The 17,572-nt window shown below is 71.7% G+C and carries 21 protein-coding genes and 1 tRNA gene; 10 read left to right on the top strand and 12 right to left on the bottom strand.

Features of this window, described 5'->3' with window-relative positions; all coding sequences use genetic code 11:
• Nucleotides 1-8: 8 nt before the first annotated feature.
• Genes ABLE53_RS20545 through ABLE53_RS20530 form a run of 4 tightly spaced genes read right to left on the bottom strand, consistent with a single transcriptional unit; the run spans nucleotide 9 to nucleotide 3,714 of the window.
• Nucleotides 9-860, bottom strand: coding sequence for an NAD-dependent protein deacetylase (locus ABLE53_RS20545; protein WP_348861013.1), 852 nt, complete (start codon nucleotides 858-860; stop codon nucleotides 9-11).
• On the bottom strand, nucleotides 857-1,126 hold the full coding sequence (locus ABLE53_RS20540; protein ID WP_348861012.1) for a DUF2277 domain-containing protein: 270 nt from the start codon (nucleotides 1,124-1,126) through the stop codon (nucleotides 857-859). Before ABLE53_RS20540 ends, ABLE53_RS20545 begins: the two co-directional genes overlap by 4 nt.
• A 54-nt stretch (nucleotides 1,127-1,180) precedes the next feature.
• On the bottom strand, nucleotides 1,181-3,202 hold the full coding sequence (locus ABLE53_RS20535; RefSeq protein ID WP_348861011.1) for a beta-propeller domain-containing protein: 2,022 nt from the start codon (nucleotides 3,200-3,202) through the stop codon (nucleotides 1,181-1,183).
• Nucleotides 3,199-3,714 (bottom strand): SigE family RNA polymerase sigma factor, encoded by a 516-nt coding sequence (locus ABLE53_RS20530; protein ID WP_348861010.1) that lies wholly within the window; start codon nucleotides 3,712-3,714, stop codon nucleotides 3,199-3,201. The genes ABLE53_RS20535 and ABLE53_RS20530 overlap by 4 nt, the downstream gene beginning before the upstream one ends.
• A gap of 151 nt (nucleotides 3,715-3,865) precedes the next feature.
• Between ABLE53_RS20530 and ABLE53_RS20525 the strand changes: the two genes are divergently transcribed.
• A complete protein-coding gene (locus ABLE53_RS20525) occupies nucleotides 3,866-4,768 on the top strand; it encodes a sensor histidine kinase (RefSeq protein ID WP_348861009.1) in 903 nt (300 codons plus the stop codon).
• Nucleotides 4,769-4,787: 19 nt separating this feature from the next.
• On the opposite strand, the gene ABLE53_RS20520 is transcribed toward ABLE53_RS20525, so the two are convergent.
• Together ABLE53_RS20520 and ABLE53_RS20515 are read right to left on the bottom strand one after the other, a co-directional pair.
• On the bottom strand, nucleotides 4,788-5,597 hold the full coding sequence (locus ABLE53_RS20520) for a glycerophosphodiester phosphodiesterase (RefSeq protein ID WP_348861008.1): 810 nt from the start codon (nucleotides 5,595-5,597) through the stop codon (nucleotides 4,788-4,790).
• A gap of 111 nt (nucleotides 5,598-5,708) precedes the next feature.
• Nucleotides 5,709-6,377, bottom strand: coding sequence for a response regulator (locus ABLE53_RS20515; protein ID WP_348861007.1), 669 nt, complete (start codon nucleotides 6,375-6,377; stop codon nucleotides 5,709-5,711).
• Between the two features lie 84 nt (nucleotides 6,378-6,461).
• Here ABLE53_RS20515 and ABLE53_RS20510 point away from each other — a divergent pair, with 84 nt between their 5' ends.
• From ABLE53_RS20510 to ABLE53_RS20490, 5 genes are read left to right on the top strand one after another with little or no spacing between them, the layout of a single operon-like run.
• Nucleotides 6,462-7,649 carry a saccharopine dehydrogenase family protein gene (locus ABLE53_RS20510; RefSeq protein WP_348861006.1) on the top strand — a complete coding sequence of 396 codons (1,188 nt, stop codon included), beginning with the start codon at nucleotides 6,462-6,464 and terminating at the stop codon, nucleotides 7,647-7,649.
• A gap of 25 nt (nucleotides 7,650-7,674) precedes the next feature.
• Nucleotides 7,675-7,857 (top strand): DUF3099 domain-containing protein, encoded by a 183-nt coding sequence (locus tag ABLE53_RS20505; RefSeq protein ID WP_348861005.1) that lies wholly within the window; start codon nucleotides 7,675-7,677, stop codon nucleotides 7,855-7,857.
• 20 nt (nucleotides 7,858-7,877) lie between these two features.
• Complete coding sequence (locus ABLE53_RS20500) at nucleotides 7,878-8,867, top strand: TIGR03557 family F420-dependent LLM class oxidoreductase (RefSeq protein ID WP_348861004.1); 990 nt, start codon at nucleotides 7,878-7,880, stop codon at nucleotides 8,865-8,867.
• On the top strand, nucleotides 8,864-9,052 hold the full coding sequence (locus tag ABLE53_RS20495) for a hypothetical protein (RefSeq protein ID WP_348861003.1): 189 nt from the start codon (nucleotides 8,864-8,866) through the stop codon (nucleotides 9,050-9,052). Before ABLE53_RS20500 ends, ABLE53_RS20495 begins: the two co-directional genes overlap by 4 nt.
• Complete coding sequence (locus ABLE53_RS20490) at nucleotides 9,049-10,248, top strand: cytochrome P450 family protein (RefSeq protein ID WP_348861002.1); 1,200 nt, start codon at nucleotides 9,049-9,051, stop codon at nucleotides 10,246-10,248. Before ABLE53_RS20495 ends, ABLE53_RS20490 begins: the two co-directional genes overlap by 4 nt.
• Nucleotides 10,249-10,419: 171 nt before the next feature.
• Here ABLE53_RS20490 and ABLE53_RS20485 read toward each other — a convergent pair whose 3' ends face one another.
• Nucleotides 10,420-10,947, bottom strand: coding sequence for a TetR/AcrR family transcriptional regulator (locus tag ABLE53_RS20485; protein ID WP_348861001.1), 528 nt, complete (start codon nucleotides 10,945-10,947; stop codon nucleotides 10,420-10,422).
• A gap of 95 nt (nucleotides 10,948-11,042) precedes the next feature.
• On the opposite strand from ABLE53_RS20485, the gene ABLE53_RS20480 reads away from it, so the two are divergent.
• Nucleotides 11,043-12,242, top strand: coding sequence for an alcohol dehydrogenase catalytic domain-containing protein (locus ABLE53_RS20480; RefSeq protein WP_348861000.1), 1,200 nt, complete (start codon nucleotides 11,043-11,045; stop codon nucleotides 12,240-12,242).
• 73 nt (nucleotides 12,243-12,315) lie between these two features.
• Here the strand turns inward: ABLE53_RS20480 and ABLE53_RS20475 are convergent.
• Nucleotides 12,316-12,388: transfer RNA gene (locus ABLE53_RS20475), tRNA-Arg, on the bottom strand.
• Nucleotides 12,389-12,525: 137 nt separating this feature from the next.
• Here ABLE53_RS20475 and ABLE53_RS20470 point away from each other — a divergent pair.
• A complete protein-coding gene (locus ABLE53_RS20470; RefSeq protein WP_348860999.1) occupies nucleotides 12,526-13,803 on the top strand; it encodes an LCP family protein in 1,278 nt (425 codons plus the stop codon).
• Nucleotides 13,800-13,982 (top strand): hypothetical protein, encoded by a 183-nt coding sequence (locus tag ABLE53_RS20465; protein WP_348860998.1) that lies wholly within the window; start codon nucleotides 13,800-13,802, stop codon nucleotides 13,980-13,982. The genes ABLE53_RS20470 and ABLE53_RS20465 overlap by 4 nt, the downstream gene beginning before the upstream one ends.
• 24 nt (nucleotides 13,983-14,006) lie before the next feature.
• Here the strand turns inward: ABLE53_RS20465 and ABLE53_RS20460 are convergent, their stop codons facing one another.
• From ABLE53_RS20460 to ABLE53_RS20445, 4 genes are all read right to left on the bottom strand, one after another.
• Nucleotides 14,007-14,381 (bottom strand): MscL family protein, encoded by a 375-nt coding sequence (locus ABLE53_RS20460; RefSeq protein ID WP_348860997.1) that lies wholly within the window; start codon nucleotides 14,379-14,381, stop codon nucleotides 14,007-14,009.
• A 66-nt stretch (nucleotides 14,382-14,447) separates the two neighbouring features.
• Complete coding sequence (locus tag ABLE53_RS20455) at nucleotides 14,448-15,089, bottom strand: RcpC/CpaB family pilus assembly protein (RefSeq protein ID WP_348860996.1); 642 nt, start codon at nucleotides 15,087-15,089, stop codon at nucleotides 14,448-14,450.
• A 67-nt stretch (nucleotides 15,090-15,156) separates the two neighbouring features.
• Nucleotides 15,157-15,456 (bottom strand): FmdB family zinc ribbon protein, encoded by a 300-nt coding sequence (locus ABLE53_RS20450; RefSeq protein WP_348860995.1) that lies wholly within the window; start codon nucleotides 15,454-15,456, stop codon nucleotides 15,157-15,159.
• A gap of 70 nt (nucleotides 15,457-15,526) precedes the next feature.
• On the bottom strand, nucleotides 15,527-16,072 hold the full coding sequence (locus tag ABLE53_RS20445) for a 5-formyltetrahydrofolate cyclo-ligase (protein WP_425474901.1): 546 nt from the start codon (nucleotides 16,070-16,072) through the stop codon (nucleotides 15,527-15,529).
• A 98-nt stretch (nucleotides 16,073-16,170) separates the two neighbouring features.
• Here ABLE53_RS20445 and ABLE53_RS20440 point away from each other — a divergent pair, with 98 nt between their 5' ends.
• Nucleotides 16,171-17,568, top strand: a complete 1,398-nt coding sequence (locus ABLE53_RS20440; protein ID WP_348860993.1) for a UTP--glucose-1-phosphate uridylyltransferase — start codon at nucleotides 16,171-16,173, stop codon at nucleotides 17,566-17,568.
• Nucleotides 17,569-17,572 lie beyond the last annotated feature (4 nt).

The raw sequence follows: 17,572 nt of genomic DNA, 5'->3' as shown, positions 1-17,572 counted from the left end.
TACGGGCCTCAGCGGCGCTCGGCCGCGAGGTCGGCGAGGAACTCGCTCGTCCCGGCCCAGACCTTGTACGCCGCGAGGTCGTCGCCCCGGGTCGTGCCGCGGTTGACGATGACCACCGGCGTCGCGGACTTGGCCGCACGGCGTACGAACCTCAGCCCGCTCATCACCGCCAGACTGCTGCCGGCGACGAGCAGCGCGCCCCGGGTCTCGGCGAGCCGGTCGACGGCGTCCATGCAGACCGCGACCCGCTCCTTCGGGACGTTCTCGCCGAAGAAGACGACGTGCGGCTTGAGGATGCCGCCGCAGATCTCGCAGTCGGGGACGACGAACCCGGCCGTCTCCTCGAGGTCGACGTCGCCGTCCGGGCGCACCTCGACGTCGGCGTGCGCCGCCGCCCAGCCCGGGTTGAGCTCCTCGAGCCGGTGGTGGAGGTCGTCGCGCCGGCTGACGGTCCGGCACTGCAGGCAGACCACCTCGTCGATCCGGCCGTGCAGGGCGACCACGCGCCGCGAGCCGGCGGCCTCGTGGAGGCCGTCGACGTTCTGCGTGATGAGCAGGTCGGGGTCGAGGGCGGCGAGCGCACGGTGGCCGGCGTTGGGCTCGGCGACCTTCATCCGGCCCCACCCGACGTGGCTGCGCGCCCAGTAGCGCTGCCGGGCTGCCGGGCCCGAGACGAACTCCTGGTAGGTCATCGGTTGCCGGTTCGGGCTCCCCGGACCGCGATAGTCGGGGATGCCGGAGTCGGTCGACAGCCCCGCACCGGTGAGCACCACGAGCGGCCGTCGTGAGAGCAGGCCCAGGGCGGCGTCGTACGCCTGCGGTGCCCGGGTCGTCGGAGCCGCCGGGTCGAGCAGGCTCATCGGGCGTACCGCGCCTCCGCGCGGGCCCGTGCCTTCGCCGCCTCGACCTCGCGGTCCTTCTTCGGGGCGGTCGTGACGAGGTCGTCGAGCAGGTGCTGCGTCGCGTGGGCGATCTCGGCGACGGCGCGGTCGAAGACCGCCTGGTTGGACTGCGACGGACGGGTCGTACCGCTCACCTTCCTGACGAACTGGAGCGCGGCCGCGGTCACCTCGTCGCTCGACGCGGGCGGCTCGAAGTTGTGGAGGGGGCGGATGTTCCGGCACATGCTTCTACGGTACGACGATGACGAAGGTCACGTGGGTGCGTCGGCGGCGGCTCTTCACCGGTGCGGCGGCAGGTCGAAGAAGCGGACCGCCTCGCCGGTGACGAGGACGACGCGGCCGTCGCGGAGGCCGATCGTGCGGACCGAGGCCACGTCGTCGCCGTACTCGACCAGGGTCCGGGAGACGTGCAGCCTCCCGTGGTGGAGCCACAGCGTGACGAGGTAGCCGTTGCGGCCGTGCCGCACGACCGTGAGGACGGTGCGGTGGCCGGGGAGCCACGTGAAGGCGCGCGGGTCCTGGCCGGCGACGGCGCTGGAGCCCGGGGCGAAGCGGGCGACGTCCATCCGGCGTACGTGTGTGAGGTCGCGTACGTCGAAGAGTCCGATCTGCGCTGACGAGCGGAGGCGCCGGTCGCTGCCCTCCCCGACGCCGATCATCCGCCACCCGCCGAGCGGGTGGAGGTAGGCCGAGAAGCCGGAGACCTTCAGCCTGTCCACGAGCCGGGGTCGGCGCAGGTCGCGCAGGTCGACGACGTACAGCGGGTCGATCTGCCGGTACGTCGTCAGGATGGCGAGGTCGTCGAACCAGCGGACCGACTTGATGTCCTCGCCGACGCCGAGGTGGCCGATCCGGCCGAGGGGCACGAGGTGGGTGCCCTGTCGGCGGAAGGTGACGATCGAGTTGAAGTTGCCGGTCTCGCTCGAGCGGCCGACGGCGACGCGCAGGATCCCGTCGGCCGAGTCCATCGACCAGCGGTCGGCGATGGTGCCCTCGACCTCGCCGGACGCCACATGGGTCGCGTGGGGGCCGTCGAGCGCGAAGTCGAACAGGTAGGTCGTGCCGCCGCTCGGGGGGACGGTCGCGGGCAGGCACGTCGGGCAGACCGACATCCCGGCCCACTGCTGCCACGCCGGGGGGGTCGCCGCGAGGTAGAGGTCGTCGCCGGACTCGTACGCCACGTCGGTGGCCCCGGCGAGCCCGATCGCCTCGGGCCGGGTCGGCGTCGCCGCGTCGAACCCCACGACGCTCACCGTGTCGAGGCCCAGGGCGTCGGGCGGGATCGCGACGTTGGTGCAGTCGAGCAACTGGCCGGCGCCGGCCCCGGTGTCGTACGTCGGCAGCCAGGCGGTCACCGGGGCGTCCTGCACGAGACGGCGGTTGGTCGCGAGGGCCTGCTTCCGGGTGCGTCCCCTGCCCGGCGTGACGAAGCCGAGGTCGGGCAGTCCGGAGGACATCACCAACCGCACGGTGCTGCCGTGCTGCCGGGCCGAGAGCAGACGCGACCGGTAGCTGACGTCGTCGGTGATCGTCGGCTCCGCCGGGTCGGAGAGCGAGACGGTGAGGACCCGCGTGCCGCGGCGTGGACCGTCCGCGGCCGGGTACCGCGGCGCCGTGGCGTCGGTCCCGAGCGCGACGACGGTGTCGCCGGTCAGCAGCAGCTCGCCGTCCTCGAGCCCGGGGAGGGCGACCGAGCCCAGCCGCTTCACCCTTGTGCCGCTCAGGTCGTAGACGAGCAGCTCGTCGCCGCGGAGCCGGACCAGCGTCGTCCCGTCCGTCTTCACGGCGTCCGGCTCGTCGACGCCCTGCTCCTGGACGTTGGTCCCGGTGGAGCTGGCCGTCTGCCGGGTGGTCTCGAGGGGCGAGGCGGTCGCCGCTCGGGAGGATTGCACGTCGAGCATGCCACCCAGTGGGACGTAGCTCGTCCCGAGAGGCTGGGAGCCGCCGCGCCAGCCCCACGCGGTCACCTCGCCGAGCGCGCGGTCGACGTACGCCGCGCGCAGCTGCCGGCACGAGTTCGCCGCCGGGAGATCGGCCTGGAAGGCGGCCAGGGCCGGCCCGGCCGCGCTGCGTCCGCTGGTGCCGGGCGACGTGGGGGCGCCGGTGTCTGCGACGAGCGTGCCGGCGACGAAGGCGCCGCCGATCGCCGCGGCTGCGCCGGCCACCATCAGCGGGCGGGTGAGGCGCCGCCGACGCAGAGCCGGTCCAGGGGCCTCCGGCCGACGTCCCTCGCGCAGGACCGCCTCGACCGGGGGAGCGGAGGTGGGCAGGTCGTCCCAGAGTCGTTCGAGGTCGGTCATGGTGTCCGTCCGGCGAGGTCGAGGAGGTGGCTGTTGGCGGCGAGCCGGGCGAGCGAGCGCGACAGACGGCTCTTGACGGTGCCGGGCGCGATGCCGAGGACGTCGGCCGTCTGCGCCTCGGTGAGCTGCACGAAGTACCGGAGCACGACGACCTCCCGGTTGGGCTTCGAGAGCTGGGCGAGCGCCCGGTGGACGGCGTCGGCGATCGCGATCGCTTCGGCGCTGTCGCCGACCGACTGGTCGGGACCGGTGGGCTCCCGGTCGACCCGTCCGCGCCACCAGCGGCTCCGCCGTGCGTCACGCAGGCAGTTGAGCAGCATCCGGTAGACGTAGGCGTCGCGGTTGTCCGCCCCGCTGACCCGGGCCCACTGCGCGTAGCACCGCACCAACGTCTGCTGGGCGAGATCCTCCGCCTCGTGCGGCGCGGCGCCGAGGAACACCGCCGCGCGCACGAGGTCGCGCCAGCGCTCGGCGACGTACGTGCTGTACGCCGCCTCCGTCTCTGCGTCCACGCTGTCCACCAGTCTCCAGGTCCGGCTTGCGAACGATATGACGGAACCGACCGGCCCGGTGGTTCCCTCGGTGCCGCTCCCGTGTGACGGCCAGGCTTCGGGTCGGGATCGGCCGAGACCCGCGGGGCGGCGAGCACCTACAATCCCGGGCGTGCAAGGAGTGGCCCGAGGACGACACCGTTCCGAGGACGCCCCTGCCCAGGCGCCCGAGCCGCTGCGGGTCGGCGGTGCCGAGGGCGACGACGACCTCGAGCACACCGCCATCAGGCCGCGGCGCGGCAGCGGCGACTCGACGCTCCTCGCTCTCGCCGTGCACGCGATCGGTGAGGAGCTCGACGTGGGTGGCATCCTGCACCGCACCGTCGAGCTGTCGTGCGCGGTGACCGGCGCTGAGCACGCGATGCTCGGGGTCAGCGGCAAGGACGGCGACCTCGACGAGATGGTCACCCACGGCGACCCCGGCGAGCTCGACCGCGGCCACACCCTCGCGCTGCCGCTCGTCGTCGAGGGCCGGCTCTTCGGCACGCTCCACCTCGGCGGCCGGGTGGAGCCGTTCGTCGGCTACGACACCCAGCGGGTGAGCCTGCTGCTGCGGGCGGCCGGCACCGCGATCGGACACCTCCACGACCGCGAGAGGTACGCCGACGAGCGGGTCGCCGAGGAGCGCGACCGCCTGGCCGGGGTGCTGCGCGAGCTCGACCAGACCGCCCGGGAGATCGTCGAGCAGGGGACCGGCGCGCTCGGCTTCGCCCCTCGGCTCCGGCTCACCGGCACCGTCGCGCTGCTGCCCGACGAGCTGCGCGAGGAGCTGCTCTCCGCGCTCGGCGAGGCGCTGCAGGGGCTGTCCCGGCAGCAGGGCTCCCGCCGGGTCGAGGTCGAGGTGGACGCGTCACCCCGGTGGGCGATGCTGACCATCACCGACGACGGCGCCCGCACCGGCCGCGCGGGGCTGGACGAGCTCGAGGCGCGGGCGAGACGGCTCGGCGGCGCGCTCCGCCTGCAGCCGGTCGTCCCCGCCGGCAGCCGGCTGTCGTGGATCGTGCCGGTCGTCTGAGCCGACGTACGGACGAGCGTCAGGCGACCGCCTCGACGTCGATCGTCTCCTCGGCGACGCTCGCGCGGGCGGGGTGGTTGCTGGTGACCATCCACACCCGCTGGTCCTGCATGAACCGCTTCAGCTTGCGCGGCTCGTCGACGGTCCACACCAGGACCGGGATCTTCTTGCGGGCGGCCCAGCGCAGGACGCGGACGTCGGCCAGCCGGTGCTGGACGACGACCAGGTTGGCGCGGCAGCGCTCGAGCCGCCGCGCGGGGAAGACCTCCGAGGCACGCAGCTTGACCTGCCGGATGAGTCCGAGCCGCCACTCGCCGAGGCCGAGGGAGAGCCCGACGAGCGTGCCGGGGGAGCGTACGTCGGCCCAGTCCCGCAGCAGCCGGACCGACTCGTCGACGAGGCTGGTCAGGATGAACGACGTCGGGTCCTCCATCACGCGGAGGGCGATCTCCGCCGCCTCCTCCTCGTAGGACGTCCACGGCGGCAGGTTGAGCGGCCAGGGCGAGGAGAACTTGAAGTCGATGTGGGCGAGCTTGCCGTTGGCGCGCAGGAGCGCGAGCGCGTCCTCGAAGCGCACCAGCTCCTGGCCGGTCAGCTCGGCGATCTCGAGGTAGGTCAGCTCGGTGATCGCCCGGCGCCTGCCCTCCGCGTCGCGGACGGAGGGGAGATGGTGCAGCACGAACTCGCCGTCGCGGGTGCGGTGCACGTCGAACTCGACGTAGTCCACCGGCAGCGCGACCGCCGCCTCCAAGGACTCCCAGGAGTTGTCGCGCAGGCCGAGCTGTGCGGCGGCGCCACGGTGGGCCGACAGCAGGGCACGCGACTGCATCACACACTCCTCGCAACCGGTGGCCGGGTGCCCCGGTGGAGAAATGAGACTCCATCGACCCCGCCCCTGCGAAATCGTGGTCCCGCCATCCGGTCGCCGGCCACCGACAGCCTACGGGGCCGCCGGCGCGTCCGGGCCGCCGGAGCGCAGCCTGTGGGCGAGCAGTGCCGCCTGCGTGCGGTGGGTGACGCCGAGCTTCGCGAGCAGGCCGGTCACGTGGTTCTTGACCGTCTTCTCCGCGAGGAAGAGCCGCTCGGCGATCTGCCTGTTGGTGAGCCCCTCGGCGATCAGGAAGAGGATCTTCGCCTGCTGCGGGGTGAGGTCGCTGACGGCGCCCGTCGTACGCCGGTGCAGCTGCACCTCCCGCACCACCCGGGTCGCCACGTCGGGGTCGATGAGCGTGTGGCCGCTGGCCACGAGGCGTACGCCGGAGACCAGGCTGTTGCCCTCGATCTGCTTCAGCACGTAGCCGGACGCGCCGGCGAGGATCGCCGAGGCCATCGCCTCGTCCTCGTCGTAGCTGGTCAGGATCAGGCAGCGGATCGACTGGTCGAGCGAGCGCACCTCGCGGCAGACCTCCACACCCGAGCCGTCGGGCAGCCGTGCGTCGAGCACGCAGACGTGGGGCCGCAGCCGCGGGATCCTCTCCAGCGCCTCGGCGGCGGTGCGCGCCTCGCCCACGACCTCGATGTCGCCGTCCAGCTCGAGGAGGGTGCGGACACCCAGCCGTACGACGTCGTGGTCGTCCAGCAGGAACACCCGGATGGGGTCTTTGCCCATGGCGACGATCATCCGACGCGCCCACGGCCGCCGTGGGTGGAATGGCGAAAACTGCTTCAGTCCGTCTGTGCCACAGTTCGCAGCATGAGTGAGCGCAACCTCGACCGAGAGCTCGACATCGTCCTGCTCGGGGCCACCGGCTTCACCGGCTCCCTGACCGCGGTCTATCTGGCCGAGCACGCGCCCGCGGGGCTCCGCTGGGGCCTGGCCGGCCGCGACAAGGCCAGGCTCGAGGCGGTGCGCGAGCGGATCGCGGCCGAGCACCCGGCCGCCGCCGACGCGGAGCTGGTCGTCGCGGACGTCGGCGACGCCGACTCCCTCGCCGCCCTGGCCGGGCGGACCCGCGTTCTCATCACCACGGTCGGCCCCTACCTCGCCTACGGCGAGCCGGTCGTCAAGGCGTGCGCGGAGGCCGGGACCGACTACGTCGACCTCACCGGCGAGGCGGAGTTCGTCGACACGATGTTCGTGGCGTACGACGCCGTCGCCCGCCGCACCGGGGCCAGGATCGTGCACGCGTGCGGGTTCGACTCGGTGCCCCACGACCTCGGCGCGCTCTTCACGGTCGACCGGCTCGGGGCCACCGGCCCGGTGACGTTGCGCGGCGTCGTACGCGCCAAGGGCGGCATCTCCGGCGGCACCCTCCACTCCGCGCTCGGGCAGATGTCGCGGGCGCGGCAGCTGCGCGCCGCTGCCGCGGCGCGCAAACGGATCGAGCAACGACCGGAGGGCAGGTCGTCGCGGCCGGCCGCCGGACGGCTCCGCAGGGACCCGGTGCTCGGCTACTGGCTCGTGCCGCTGCCGACGATCGACCCGCTGATCGTCGCGCGCAGCGGAGCGGCGCTGCCGGCGTACGGGCCGCGGTTCAGGTACTCCCACTACGCCGGCACCAAGACGCTGCGGTACGCCGTCGGCGGACTCGTCGGGGCCGGCGGGCTGGCCCTCGCGGCCCAGGTGCCTCCGCTGCGGGACTGGCTCGGCGGCAAGCTGAAGCAGGGCGACGGGCCGAGCGAGCAGCGGCGGGCCGGCTCGTGGTTCACCGTCGACTTCGTGGGCGAGGCCCCCGACGACGGCCGCGCCATCCACACCCGCGTGTCGGGCGGCGACCCGGGCTACTCCGAGACCGCGAAGATGCTCGCCGAGTCGGCGCTGTGCCTCGCGCTGGACGACAACCCGGAGGCGGCCGGCTGCCTGACCACCGCCCAGGCGATGGGCGAGGCGCTCACCGCCCGGCTCGTCGCGGCCGGGATGAGGTTCGAGGTCGTGTCGTGAGGGTGCGCCGGGGTACCGGTCAGGCATGAAGGACAAGCAGAAGGCGGCGTACTTCTGGATCATGGGCACCTGCATCGTGCTCATCGTCCTGGCCTGGAACGTCGTCCGGCTGTGGTCCGTCCCGGCTGCGGTGGGGATGTCGGTCGTCGCCGCCGTCCTGCCGCCCGTGGCCGTCATCATCGCCAACCGCGGACGCATGGGTGGCTGACGCGGCGGCTACCGGACCGCATGAGCACTCAGAGCCCGAGGATCGGGTACTTCCTCTCCACCGAGGAGTTCTCCCCCCAGCAGCTCCTCGAGCAGGCGGTGCTGGCCGAGCAGGCCGGCTTCGAGGCGCTGTGGATCAGCGACCACTTCCACCCCTGGAACGACGAGCAGGGCCAGAGCGCCTTCGTCTGGGAGGTCATCGGTGCGCTGTCGCAGATCTGCCGACTTCCCGTGATGACCGCGGTGACCTGCCCGACGATGCGGATCAGCCCGGTCGTCACCGCACAGGCGGCGGCGACGGCGGCGGTCATGCACGAGGGCCGCTTCCGGCTCGGTGTCGGCACCGGAGAGGCGCTGAACGAGCACATCCACGGTGACGCGTGGCCGCGGGCCGCCGTACGCCGGGAGATGCTGCGCGAGTCGGTCGAGCTGATGCGGAGGCTGTGGACCGGCGAGGTCGTCGACTTCGACGGCCGGTTCTACACTGCCGACAACGCCCGGATCTACACCCTCCCCGACGCCCCGCCCGAGGTGTGGGTCTCCGGCTTCGGGCCCGAGGCGACCGAGCTCGCCGGCGAGATCGGCGACGGCTACGTCACCACTTCGCCCGACGAGGAGCTGCTCCGGCTCTTCCGCGACACCTCGGGCGGCAAGCCCGCGTGCGCCGGGTTCAAGGCGGCGTACGCCCCGACCGAGGAGGAGGGCGTCGAGCACGCCCACCGGCTCTGGGGCACCTCCGGGCTCCCCGGTGAGCTGGCCCAGGTGCTCTCCACGCCGCAGCACTTCGAGCAGGCGGCCCAGCTCGTCACGCCGGACATGACGCGCGAGAGCCTCGTCTGCGGTCCCGACGTGAGTCGGCACGTGGAGTCGTTCAAGCCGTACGTCGACGCCGGCTTCGAGGAGGTCTACGTCGCCGCGATCGGGCCGCACTACCGCGACATGATCACGACGTTCGGCAAGGAGGTCCTGCCGGCGGTCAGGGCCGGGATGACCGAGGAGGTGGCGTCATGACCAGCGTGTGGCTGAGCACCTGGTGGTTCTGGATCTTCGGGGCCTTCATTCTGCTCGCGATCCTCACCGGTGGCGCCCAGATCTGGGCCGCCTTCATGGACCGCCGTCGCGGCCGCGAGATCGAGAACGACCCCGAGCGGCCGCACCCGCACGGCGAGGGCGACCTGCACGGGCCGCGCGAGTGAGGCGCCGGTCGACCGCCCGCCCGACGTCCGAGCTGACGGTCGGCTGGTGGCGCCACGGCTATGCCTCCGTCGCGCGTCTGAGGCGCGACGGAGGCGGGTCCGACGAGCTCCCGGTCCGGCTGCTGGGGCGGCCGGCGGTCGTCGTACGCCGGCGGGAGCTGGTCGAGCGGTTCTACGACGAGGAGTGGGTACGCCGGAAGGGCGCCGTACCTCCGCCGCTGGCCCGGCTGCTGTTCGGCCGCGGGGCGATCCACGGCCTCGACGGCGAGGAGCACCTGCACCGCAAGCGGCAGTTCCTCGACCTGCTCGACGAGCGAGCCGCCCACGACGTGGCCGCGACCGCCCGCCGGCTGCTCGAGGCCGAGCTCGACGCGGGGCACGGGGACGCGTTCGACCTGCTGGCACGGGTGTACGGCAGGGCGGTCCTCGACTGGGCCGGCGTCTCGGCCGGCGACGGCGACGCCCTGAGCCGGGACCTCGCCGCGATCGTCCACGGCTTCGGCGGCCACTCCTACGTCCACGGCTGGCGGGCGCGGCTGCGCTGCGACCGGTGGGCGCGCGGCGAGATCCGCCGCGCCCGCGCCGAGGGCTCGCGGGCCACGCCGCTCGGCCGGGTCGCCCACTGGACGGGCGGCGACGGCCGGCTCCTGCCGGTCCCCGTCGCCGCGGTCGAGCTGCTCAACGTCCTGCGGCCGACCGTCGCCGTCGCCTACCTCGGCGCCTTCGCGGTGCACGCGCTCGCCGCCGACCCCGACGAGCGGATGTCGATCGCCAAGGACCCGGAGCGTGCGGAAGCCTTCGCGCAGGAGGTACGCCGCCGGTTCCCCTTCGTGCCCGCGCTCGCGGCCGTCGCCCGCCGTGACGGCGACTGGGGCGGCTGCCCGGTGCGTGCCGGCCAGCGGATCGTCCTCGACGTACTCGGTGTCGACCACGACCCCGCCCGGCACTCGCGGCCGGAGGAGGTCGTCGGCGAGAGGTACGCCGACGGCCTGCCCGGCCCGTACGACCTCATCCCCCAGGGCGGCGGCCACCCCGAGTCCGGGCACCGCTGCCCGGGCGAGCCGCTCGCCGTCGTACTCCTGACCACGACGGTCGCCACCGTCGCCGCGGCTCCGGTCTCGCTCGACACGCGCGGCTGGGACGACTCCCGCATCCCCGCACGCGCGCGCGTCACGATCACCCGAGCGGGGCAGTGAATGCGCCTGGGGCGACGGTATTCAAACGTGGTGGAGGCGGCCGAGCAAGCCGTCAAGACGCTGAGGCGCGGTGCTCGGATGGAGGATCTACCGCCTGCTGTTGCCCGGACTTACGCGGTGCATCGAGCGACTGTGTGGCGCCATGTGGTGCGCCGGGCTTCAAGCTTGGATTCAGCGGTTGGTGAGTAGGAGTCGCAACTGTGCTCGTACAGAGTCGAGGGGTTCGGTCGACCGGGTGACGCGGGCCATCATGACAGCGCCCTCGACCGCGGCGATGCAGACTTGCGCCAGAGCGCGGGCGTCATTCCTGCCGGGCATGGTCGCGGTGACGGCGAGGGTCCAGTCCTCGATCGCCTGCCGTGCGCTCACGCCCAGGTCGGGGTCGGCGTAGGCCTCTTGGGCGGCTGCGGCGACGGGGCAGCCGGCGGTGTAGTCGGTTCGGGTCAGCCAGGTGGCGAAGTAGTCGCAGATTCCGTCGACGATGGTTGCGGCGTCCGCTCCCGCTTCAGCACCGGTGACCAGATGCCGGGTGATCTCTGCTCCGGCGAGGTCGATGGCCTCGCGCAGCAGTTCAGTCTTGCCGCCGGGGAAGTGGTGCCCGATCGAGCCGCGCGGCGCCCGCGCGTGTTCCAGCACTTTCGGGAACGACGTTCCGGCGATGCCCTGGGAGCGCAGCAGCACGGCCGTGCTGGCGATCATCCGGTCCCGTGTTCCAGTCGCCATCGGTCTGTCGCTCCCTCGTCCGTCAGGCTATGTTATGCGTCTTATCATAGTTGATTGACGGGACACCGCTGGTGCGTGAACTGAACTTCCTTGCTCCTGGAAAGCTGGCTTGGCTCGAGAAGCCTGAGCCCGAACTGGTGGCGCCGACCGACGCCATCGTCCGCCCCTTCGTGGCGAGCCGCTGTGACGGTGACACCCTCCCGATGCATCAGCCGGTCTCGCGTGCCTTCCAAGCGGGCCTGAAGTCGGGGGCGTTGGAATCGGCGATCCGTCGCATCTGCGGTCCGATCCCGTACCAGGGGCCGTTCCCGATCGGCCACGAGACCATCGCCGAGGTTGTCGCGTTGGGCTCGCAGGTCACTGGCCTGACCGTCGGTGACCGGGTGGTCGTCTCCTGGTCCATCTCCTGCGGCAGCTGTCCCAGCTGCCTGCGTGGCCTGACCTCGAAGTGCGTCACGACGCGCCGCGAGTTCGCCACCGGCACCGACGGCAACGATGGCGAGCTCATGCTCGCGGCCTATGGCTTCGGTGCGGCTTCGGGCCCGTTCGGCGGCACCATCGCGGACCTCGTCCGGGTGCCGTACGCCTCGCACACGCTCGTCAAGCTGCCCGACGGTCTCGATCCGCTGCGGGTCGCCGCGGCAGCGGACAACCTCGCCAACGCATGGCAGGTCGTGGTCCCGTTCCTCCAGCGCCGGCCCGGCGCGCAGGTGCTGGTGGTCGGTGGTGGCGCGCCCAGCATCGGGCTCTACGCGGCCGGTCTCGCCGCAGCGCATGGCGCCAGTGTTGTGGATTATCAGGACGCCAGCACGAGCCGGCTCGCCATCGCCGAGTCCTTGGGGGCGAACCCCGTAGAACGGGCAGGCGGACGGCTTCCCGGCGCGGTCGGCATCCTCGCCGCAGGCTTCCCCGAGCCGCCCGCCGAGGCCGACGCCTACGACCTCGTGATCGAAGCCGCGTCCAGTGGGGCGGCCCTACGTTATGCGCTCCGCTCGACGGCGCCCGGCGGGGAGGTGTGCCCCGTCGGCTACTACGTCGGCGCCCGCACTGGTGTGCCGGTGATGCACATGTACGCCACCGACATCACGCTGCATGCCAGCGTCTCCCATCCACGAGCCCATCTGCCCGACCTCCTCGCCTGGGTGCAGGAGCACGACTTTGCCGCCGAGAAGGTCACCACCACGCTCGCCGACTTCGACGACGCACCGTCGGCCTACGGTGCCCACAGCACCAAGGTCGTCCTCTACCGAGATCCGCTGATAAGCCACTGAGCGCGCGGGCTCGAAGCCACGACGTTCGACTACGGCCGCGCTGGCCACCCCAAGGGTGCGCTATTCAAACGAGTGCCCCGGGCGAGAGTCGAACTCGCGACCTTTCGCTTAGGAGGCGGCTGCTCTATCCACTGAGCTACCGGGGCGCGTGGGCCATCTTTTCATGCGAGCGGTGAGCTCCCGGTTTGGGGTTACTGCACGGTCGCCGCCACACTTGAGCGTTACACGTATGGTCTGTCAGCGTCGACGACCACATCCCCCGCACCCGAGTGACGGTGATCCAGTGCGCCTCCCCGAGCTGCCCACGCTGCACAGCGACGAGCAGTCCGGTTCGGTGACCCCGCAGGAGACGCGTCCCCAGGGCGGCAAGCGGCGCGCGGCGCCCCCGCGGAAGCACACCGTGCTCAAGGTGCTGGGGGCCAGCCTCCTCGTCCTGGTGCTGATCACCGGGCTGGGCATGGTCTACCTCTACCGCCACCTGAACGGGAACCTCACCGTCCTCGACATCGACGACGACATCGTCGGCGACCGGCCGGACAAGGTCGCGGTGAGCGGTCCGCACGAGCCGCTCAACATCCTGGTGATGGGCTCGGACAGCCGCGACTGCAACGGCTGCAACATCGACAACCTCACCGGTGACGGCCAGCGCTCCGACACGACGATCCTGATCCATCTCTCCGCGGACCGGAAGCACGCCTACGGCATCAGCATCCCGCGTGACTCGATGGTCGACCGGCCCGAGTGCAAGAACGACGACGGCGACACCATCCCCGCGGCCGAGAACCAGATGTGGAACACCGCCTTCTCGGTCGGCGGGCCGGCCTGCACCGTCTCCCAGGTGGAGCACCTGACCGGCATCCGGGTCGACCACTTCGTGGTGGTCGACTTCGAGAGCTTCAAGTCGATGGTCGACGCCATCGGCGGCGTCGAGGTCTGCATCCCGGAGACCTGGGACGACCGCGCCCACGGCATCTATCTCAAGGCCGGCACCCGGCGCATCTCCGGCAACCAGGCGCTCAACTACGTCCGGATCCGGCACGGCATCGGCGACGGCTCCGACCTCGGCCGGGCGAAGCGGCAGCAGGCGTTCATCGGGTCGATGGCCGCCCAGGTGCTCTCCTCCAACACCCTCGCCAACCCGGTGAAGGTCGTGAAGTTCCTCGACGCGGCCACCAAGGGCCTCACGGTCGACAAGGGCATGGACAACCTGAAGAAGATGGGCGAGCTCGCCTACGGCTTCAAGGACATCGGGCTCAACAAGATCCAGTTCATGACGATCCCGGTGGAGTACGACCCGGACGACCCGGCCCGGGTGATCTGGACGCCCGAGGCCAACCGGGTGTGGAAGCGCCTGCGCAAGGACAAGCCGCTCACCAAGCGGCTGACGGCCAGCGCGATCGACGCCGGCAGCACGCCCGGTGCGAGCAAGAAGAAGGGCCACAAGAAGTCCGACGGCGAGTCCAGCGGATCCTCCGGCACCGGCAGCAGCGGCAGCACCGGCGGCTCCGGCCAGGACGCCGCGAAGAAGGCCGAGCTCGAGCAGGCAGGCCTGTGCACGTGAGCGACGAGCAGGCACGTGAGCCGGAGTGGAAGCGCCGCCGGCGGCTGGCGCGCATCTTCGGCGACGTGCTCCCCGAGACGACCGACGACGAGCGCGACCCCGGCTCCGCCGCGGAGGATCGCGAGTCCTCGTCGGACGCCTGGCTGAAATCGCAGGTGCCGCCCCACCACGGAGGATGAGACGGCACCTGACGGGTGATCGGCTCAGAGGGTCGTGCTGGTGCCGCTCTGCGAGGCGAGCAGGTCGCGGATCTCCTGCAGCAGCTTGACGTCCTCGGGGGTGCCGGGCTCCGGGCTGGGGAACCACTTCTCCTTCGCCACGGTGTACGGCTTCACGATCACGAAGTACACGACAGCGGCCAGGATGACGAACGCGATGACGGCCGTGACCCAGGCGCCGACGTGGATGCCCTTGGGCGTGTAGTTAGAGAAGTCCGGCGTACCTCCGACCTTGCCGACGAGGTCCATGATCAATGCGACTGTGGCCGTGACGACGGTGCCGAACGCGCCGCCCATGATGAACGCGACGGCCAGTTCGATGAGGTTGCCGCGCAGCAGGAAGTTCTTGAAGCCGGTCATGTGTGTGCTATCTCCTGACTCGTGGTGAGGTGAAGGGAGACCCCCGAGAGTGCCCCGACACTAATGTCAGTACGCGAAGGTGAGGAACCCCCCGACCCCCGCGGCCGTGACCGTCTCGACACTGCTCTCGGTGACTCCGACAACGACTAAACGGCCCCCGAGTGCGTTCGTGACGCCGTTTCCGGTGACGTTTGCCGACGTGGCCGAGTCGTCGGCCGGGAGGGCGAGGACCAGCGCGTCGTCGGTCACCGGCGTCGTACGCGCCGTCGCGGGGTCGGTGGCGTAGAGGTCGACGCGGTCTCCGACGTGGAGGAGGCCGGCCATCCCGGCGTCCGGGAAGCGCACCGGGAGAGCGACGAGGTCGGGATGGCCGACCGCGAGGCCGGGCCCCACGAGCCGCAGGTCGGTGACCGGCTCGCCCTCGCGCAGCGGCGCCGCGAGGGTGGAGCCGACGGGCCGTGCGACAACACCGTGGGGTACGCCGCCGGGCGGGACCCGCACGGTCGTGAGGTCGGCCGGGGCGATGACGGTGCCGGCCGGGAGGTCGCGGGCCGCGACCGTCAGGGCGACGGTCTGCGGCGGCGCCGGACGGGCGGCGTGGAGGCCTGCGGCCACGGCCGCGGCGGTCAGCAGGAAGGCGAGCAGGCGCCGGTGGGCGAGCAGCCGGCGGCGTACGCGCTTGCGGAGGGAGCCGAGACGGGAGAGCACGCCCCGACGGTAGGCCGGATCGCCGGACGGTGCGTCCGGTCATCCACAGGCCGCGGGTCGGCCGTGGTCAGTCGGTGGAGGAGCCGGCCGACGCGGTGGTCGTGGAGGACGACGAGGACGAGGAGGAGTCCGACGAGCTCGACGAGCCGGCGGATCCCGAGCCGTTCGAGCCGCTCGAGCCGTTGGACGAGGAGCGGCTGTCGGTGCGGTAGAAGCCGGAGCCCTTGAACACGACGCCGGCGGCGCTGAAGACCTTGCGGAGCCGGCCGTTGCACTCGGGGCAGACGGTGAGCGAGTCCTCGGTGAAGCTCTGGAACTGTTCGAAGGCGTGGCCGCACTCGGTGCAGGCGTACTGGTAGGTGGGCACTGTTCTCCTCGGCGAACTCTTGCAAGAGACTTGGCACTCGTCGGGTGCGACTGCCAATTCTACCGAACGCTCAGCCGAGCCGGACGATTCCCGAGGGCGTCGCTGCGGCCACGACCCTCCGGTCGTGTGCCTCGACCGGCACCGGCACGCCCACCTCGTCGTCGTACAGCAGCACGCACGTGAACGTGCCGACGGGCACGCGCGCGAGCGCCCGGTCGTACGACCCGCCGCCGCGGCCGAGCCGGTGCCCGACCGAGTCGACGGCGAGCCCGGGCACGAGGACGACGTCCGCGGTGGCGATCGCCTCGACGCCGAGCCGCTCGCCGGCCGGCTCGAGCAGCCCGCGCGCCGCACGGACGAGGCGACCGTCGTAGGCCGCCCAGTCGAGGTCGTTGTCGGGCAGCAGGCACGGGAGGATCACCCGCTTGCCGGCGTCGGCCAGCAGGTCGAGCAGCGGGCCGGTGCCGGGCTCGGTCCCGATCGAGACGTACGCCGCGACGGTCGCCGCCCGGCGTACCTCCTCGCATCCGGCGACCACCTCGGCCAGTGCACGGGCCCGATCCCCGATGTGAGGTAGACCCAACCGGTGACGGGTGGTGAGGAGCTGGTCGCGCAGGGCAGTCTTGAGAAGAGTGCCCGATCCGAGGGGCGCTGACGAACCCGACTCGGGAGGGGTTTGTGGACCAGACACAGGATCAGCCTACGATCAAGGTTATGGGTAGCCCAGGCTTGGCAAAGGCCGTCGCGAAGATGCGCGAGGCGGGAGTGGACGAGGTCGCCGTACAGACCTTCGCCCACTACTACCGCCAACTCGAACGTGGGGAGACCGGGATGATCCCGGAGTCCACGATCGACCCCGTCGAGATCCCGTCGCTGAGCGACGTGGAGGTCACCGACGAGGAGGCGCACGCGGCCATCAGCACGACGGCCGTCATCAAGCTCAACGGCGGGCTCGGCACCTCGATGGGGATGGACCGCGCGAAGTCGCTGCTCTGCGTCCGCGGCGGCCTCAGCTTCCTCGACGTCATCGCGCGACAGATCCTCCACCTGCGCAAGAAGTACGACGTCCGGCTGCCGATCCTCTTCATGAACTCCTTCCGCACCTCGGGCGACACCCTCGACGCGCTCGCGCGCTACACCGACCTGCCGGTGGAGGGGCTGCCGCTGGAGTTCCGGCAGAACATGGAACCGCGACTGCTGGCCTCCGACCTGTCGCCGGTCTCGTGGCCGAAGGACCCCGACCTGGAGTGGTGTCCGCCCGGCCACGGTGACATCTACACCGCGCTGCTCGACCGCGGGATCCTCGACCTGCTCATCGAGCAGGGCTACGAGCGGATCTTCGTCTCCAACTCCGACAACCTCGGTGCGACCCCCGACGAGCGGATCGCCGCGTGGTTCGCCAAGAGCGGTGCGCCCTTCGCGATCGAGGCCGTGCGCCGTACGCCCTCGGACCGCAAGGGCGGCCACTTCGCCGTCCGCAAGACCGACGGCCGGATCATCCTCCGCGAGACCGCCCAGACGCCGCCCGAGGACCAGAAGGCCCTGCAGGACCTCAGCCGCCACAAGTACTCCTCGACCAACAACATCTGGTTCGATCTCAGGGCGATGAAGCAGGCTCTGGACGCCCGCGAGGGCATCCTCGGGCTGCCGATGATCCGCAACGAGAAGACCGTTGACCCGAGCGACAAGACGACCCCGAAGGTCATCCAGATCGAGACCGCCATGGGTGCCGCGATCGAGGTCTTCGACGACTCCGCGCTCATCGAGGTCGGCCGCGACCGGTTCGTGCCGGTCAAGACGACCAACGACCTGCTGGTCCTGCGCTCGGACGTCTACGAGATCGGCCCGGACTACGTGCTCGACCAGGTCGCCACCGACATCCCCTACATCGACCTCGACAGCGACTACTACAAGTTCGTGGGCGAGTTCGACAAGCGGTTCCCGGAGGGCGCGCCGTCACTGCGGAAGGCCGCGGCGCTGCGGGTCGAGGGCGACTGGACCTTCGGTCACGGCGTCCAGGTGATCGGCAGCGTGTCGCTCACCGCCGACGGCGCCGAGCGGCTCGCGTCCGACACGGTGCTCACCGAGGACGCCCCGCCTGCGTCGTCGTAGCGGG

The organism is Nocardioides asiaticus, from assembly GCF_040049175.1.
GTDB classification, from domain to species: domain Bacteria; phylum Actinomycetota; class Actinomycetes; order Propionibacteriales; family Nocardioidaceae; genus Nocardioides; species Nocardioides cheoyonin.
Note: the sequence above shows the minus strand (reverse complement) of the source record. Positions and strands in the feature narration are given on the sequence as shown.